This is a genomic window from Pseudomonas sp. 05N434 (assembly GCF_056396965.1).
In genome coordinates this window covers 1-4,586 of record NZ_JBFTMK010000410.1, presented here as the reverse complement: position 1 = coordinate 4,586, position 4,586 = coordinate 1, and the positions used below count along the sequence as shown (strand labels likewise).

Sequence of the window (4,586 nt, the reverse complement as noted above, 5' to 3'; positions counted from 1 at the left end):
CCAACGGGAGCAAGCTCCCTCGCCACAAAGGCTCGCTCCCACAGGGGAAGGGGTTAGTTGTCGTAACCCAGGTTAGGCGCCAGCCAGCGCTCGGTCACGCTCAACTCCTGGCCTTTGCGCGAGGTGTAGCTCTGCACCTGATCCTTGTCGATCTTGCCCACGGCGAAATACTGCGCCTGTGGGTGAGCGAAGTACCAGCCGCTGACCGCCGCCGCCGGGAACATCGCGTAGTGCTCGGTGAGGAATACGCCGCTGCGGCCGGCCTTGAGCTCTTCCGCTTCCGGGTCCAGCAGCTTGAACAGCGTGGCTTTCTCGGTGTGATCCGGGCACGCCGGGTAGCCCGGAGCAGGGCGGATGCCGGTGTATTGCTCTTTGATCAGCGCCTCGTTGTCCAGCGTCTCGTCCTTGGCGTAGCCCCAGTAGTCTTTACGCACTTGCTGGTGCAGCCACTCGGCGCACGCCTCGGCCAGACGGTCGGCCAACGCCTTGACCATGATCGAGTTGTAGTCGTCGCCCGCTTCCTGATAGGCCTTGGCCACTTCTTCGGCGCCAATCCCGGCGGTGGTGATGAAACCACCCACGTAGTCGGTCACGCCGCTGTCCTTCGGCGCGACGAAGTCGGCCAGGGAGAAGTTCGGCTTACCGTCGGTCTTGATGATCTGCTGGCGCAAGTGATGCAGCTTGGCCAATGGCTTGCCGTCGTCGCCATAGACTTCGATGTCATCGTCGCGCACCTGGTTGGCCGGCCAGAAACCGAACACCGCACGGGCGCTGATCAGCTTCTCGTCGATCAACTTGGCAAGCATTTCCTGGGCATCGGCGTACAGCGCGGTGGCGGCTTCACCGACCACTTCATCCTGCAGGATGCGCGGGAACTTGCCGGCCAGGTCCCAGGAGATGAAGAACGGTGTCCAGTCGATGTATTCGGCCAAAACCTTCAGGTCGATGTTGTCCAGTACCTTGGCGCCGGTGAACGTCGGTTTGACCGGCTCATAATTGGCCCAGTCGAACTGCGGTTTCTTGGCGATGGCTGCCGGGTAGCTCAGGCGCTCGGTGCGGGCGCTGCGGTTGGCGGTGCGCTCGCGAACGTCGATGTATTCCAGGCGGGTCTTCTCGACGAAACCGGCTTTCAGTTCCTTGGACAGCAACTGCGTCGCCACGCCCACGGCGCGGGAGGCGTCGGTGACGTAGATCACCGCGTCGTTGCTGTACTTGGGCTCGATCTTCACCGCCGTGTGCGCCTTGGAGGTGGTCGCGCCACCGATCATCAGCGGCAGATAGAAGTCCTGACGCTGCATTTCGCGGGCCACGTGAACCATTTCGTCCAGCGAAGGCGTGATCAGGCCGGACAGACCGATGATGTCGCATTTCTCGTCTTTGGCGACCTGCAGGATCTTCTCCGCCGGCACCATCACGCCGAGGTCAACGATGTCGTAGCCGTTACAGCCCAGCACCACGCCGACAATGTTCTTGCCGATGTCGTGCACGTCGCCCTTGACCGTGGCCATGAGGATCTTGCCCTTGGCTTCCGGCTTGTCGCCTTTTTCCAGTTCGATGAACGGGATCAGGTGGGCCACGGCCTGCTTCATCACGCGGGCGGACTTCACCACTTGCGGCAGGAACATTTTGCCGGCGCCGAACAGGTCGCCGACGATGTTCATGCCGGCCATCAACGGGCCTTCGATGACTTCGATCGGGCGCGCGAACGACAACCGCGATTCTTCAGTATCTTCAACAATGTGCGTGGTGATGCCCTTGACCAGCGCATGCTCCAGACGCTTGTTGACGTCCCAGTTGCGCCACTCTTCGGTCTCGGCTTCCTTGACGCTGCCGTCGCCCTTGTACTTGTCGGCGATGGCGAGGAGGGCGTCGGTGCCTTCCGGAGTACGGTTGAGGATCACGTCTTCAACGGCGTCGCGCAGCTCCACCGGGATCTGGTCGTAGATCTCCAGTTGGCCGGCGTTGACGATGCCCATGGTCAGGCCGTTGCGGATTGCATACAGCAGGAACACCGAGTGAATCGCCTCGCGCACCGGGTTGTTGCCACGGAACGAGAACGACACGTTGGACACGCCGCCGGAGCTCAGGGCGTACGGCAGTTCGTCGCGGATGTAGGCACAGGCGTTGATGAAGTCCACAGCGTAGTTGTTGTGTTCTTCGATACCGGTGGCCACGGCGAAGATGTTCGGGTCGAAGATGATGTCTTCCGGCGGGAAGCCGACTTCGTTGACCAGAATGTCGTAGGAACGTTTGCAGATTTCTTTCTTGCGCGCTTCGGTGTCGGCCTGGCCGGCTTCATCGAAGGCCATCACCACCACCGCGGCGCCGTAGCGTTTGCACAGTTTGGCGTGATGAATGAACTGCTCGACACCTTCCTTCATGCTGATGGAGTTGACGATGCCCTTGCCCTGGATGCACTTGAGGCCGGCTTCGATCACTTCCCACTTGGAGGAGTCGATCATGATCGGGACGCGGGAGATGTCCGGTTCGCCGGCAATCAGATTGAGGAAGGTCACCATGGCCTTCTTCGAATCGAGCATCCCTTCGTCCATGTTGATGTCGATCACCTGGGCGCCGGCTTCGACCTGCTGCAGGGCGACTTCCAGGGCCTCGGTGTAGTTGTCTTCACGGATCAGGCGGGCGAACTTGGCGGAACCGGTGATGTTGGTCCGCTCGCCGACGTTGACGAACAGTGAACTGCGATCGATGGTGAACGGTTCCAGGCCCGACAGGCGGCMGGCCTTGGGGATGTCCGGAATTTCACGCGGGGCGTAACCGGCGACCGCTTTGGCGATGGCTTCGATGTGGCCCGGTGTGGTGCCGCAGCAACCGCCGACGATGTTGAGGAAGCCACTTTGGGCGAACTCTTCAATGACCTTGGCGGTTTGCGCCGGCAGTTCGTCGTACTCGCCGAATTCGTTCGGCAGGCCGGCGTTCGGGTGCGCCGACACGTGGGTGCTGGCCTTGTTCGACAGCTCTTCCAGGTATGGGCGCAATTCACGGGCGCCGAGGGCGCAGTTCAGGCCGACGGAAATCGGCTTGGCGTGGGCCACGGAGTTCCAGAACGCTTCGGTGGTCTGGCCGGAGAGGGTGCGGCCAGAGGCATCGGTGATGGTGCCGGAAATCATGATCGGCAGCTCGACGCCCAGCTCTTCGTAAACCCCTTGCACGGCGAAGATCGCCGCTTTGGCGTTGAGGGTGTCGAAAATGGTTTCGATCAGGATCAGGTCGGCGCCGCCTTCGATCAGGCCTTTGGTGGCCTCGGTGTAGTTCTCCACCAGTTCATCGAAGGTCACGTTGCGGTAGCCGGGGTTGTTCACGTCGGGCGACAGCGAGCAGGTACGACTTGTAGGGCCGAGCACCCCGGCGACGAAACGCGGCTTGTCCGGGGTTTCCAGGGTCTTGGCGTCCGCCACCTTGCGCGCCAGGCGTGCGCCTTCTACGTTGAGTTCGTACGCCAGGCCTTGCATGCCGTAGTCGGCCTGGGACACCTGGGTGGCGTTGAAGGTGTTGGTTTCCAGAATGTCGGCGCCGGCATCCAGGTAGGCTTTTTCAATAGAGCCGATCACATCCGGGCGGGTCAGCACCAACAGGTCGTTGTTACCTTTGACATCGCTCGGCCAGTCGGCGAAGCGTTTGCCACGGTAATCCTGTTCCTCGAGCTTGTAGCTCTGGATCATTGTCCCCATGCCGCCGTCGAGAATCAGGATGCGCTCTTTGAGGGCGTGCTTGAGAGCTTGAAGGCGAACGCTGCGATCGGACATTTGGACTACTCGGTAAGGCCATGACGAAGGGCCGGGATAATAACAAACCTGTGTGCTTTTGGAGCATATGCCGGTTTTGCATGAATATCGTTCATGTTGGTGCGCGGGTCGGACCGGTAGAATCGCGGCGTTTTCTCATGATCAGGACCAGGGATATGTCGTATCGCGTCGTCACCAGCCTATTGATGCTGTTTTTAAGCGGGGGCGCCGCTGCGCAAGGTCCGGACATTTCCTACGTTCGCGACATTCAACCGATCTTCACCGAAAAGTGCGTGGCCTGCCATGCCTGCTACGACTCCGCCTGTCAGCTCAACCTGGGCAGTGGCGAAGGGGCGTCCCGAGGTGCGACGAAGGCGCCGGTCTATGACGGCGAACGGAGCAAGGCCGCCGCGCCGACCCGGTTGTTTTATGACGCCTTCGGCAAGCGTGCCTGGCAGCAAAAGGGCTTCTATTCAGTGCTCGACGCCCAAGGCAGCCAGGCGGCACTGATGGCGCGGATGCTTGAACTAGGCCATAGAACGCCGTTACAACCCAACGCCAAATTGCCGGAAGAGATCGTCCTGGGCCTGAACCGGGAAACGCTGTGCGCCATGCCGGCGGAGTTCGACGGTTACGCCAGCTCTCATCCGAAGGAGGGCATGCCGCTAGCGGTCACCGGTCTGACCGATCAGCAATACCAGACGCTGCAGCGCTGGCTGGCTTCCGGCGCGCCGATCGATCAGCAGGGCCTGGTGCCCAGCGCCAGGGAAGCCTTGGAAGTGGTGCAGTGGGAAAACCTGCTGAATGCGCCGGGCGCCCGGGAGAGCCTGGTCGGGCGCTGGC

The 4,586-nt window shown here is 61.4% G+C and carries 2 protein-coding genes; one reads left to right on the top strand and one right to left on the bottom strand.

Annotation, left to right across the window (positions count from 1 at the left end; genetic code table 11):
• Positions 1-53: 53 nt before the first annotated feature.
• Positions 54-3,764 (bottom strand): methionine synthase, encoded by a 3,711-nt coding sequence (gene metH / locus AC1DLB_RS21950; protein WP_477785635.1) that lies wholly within the window; start codon positions 3,762-3,764, stop codon positions 54-56.
• 155 nt (positions 3,765-3,919) lie between these two features.
• On the opposite strand from metH, the gene AC1DLB_RS21945 reads away from it, so the two are divergent.
• Positions 3,920-4,586, top strand: a 667-nt coding sequence (locus tag AC1DLB_RS21945) for a fatty acid cis/trans isomerase (RefSeq protein WP_477785634.1), incomplete at its 3' end; no start/stop codon positions are given.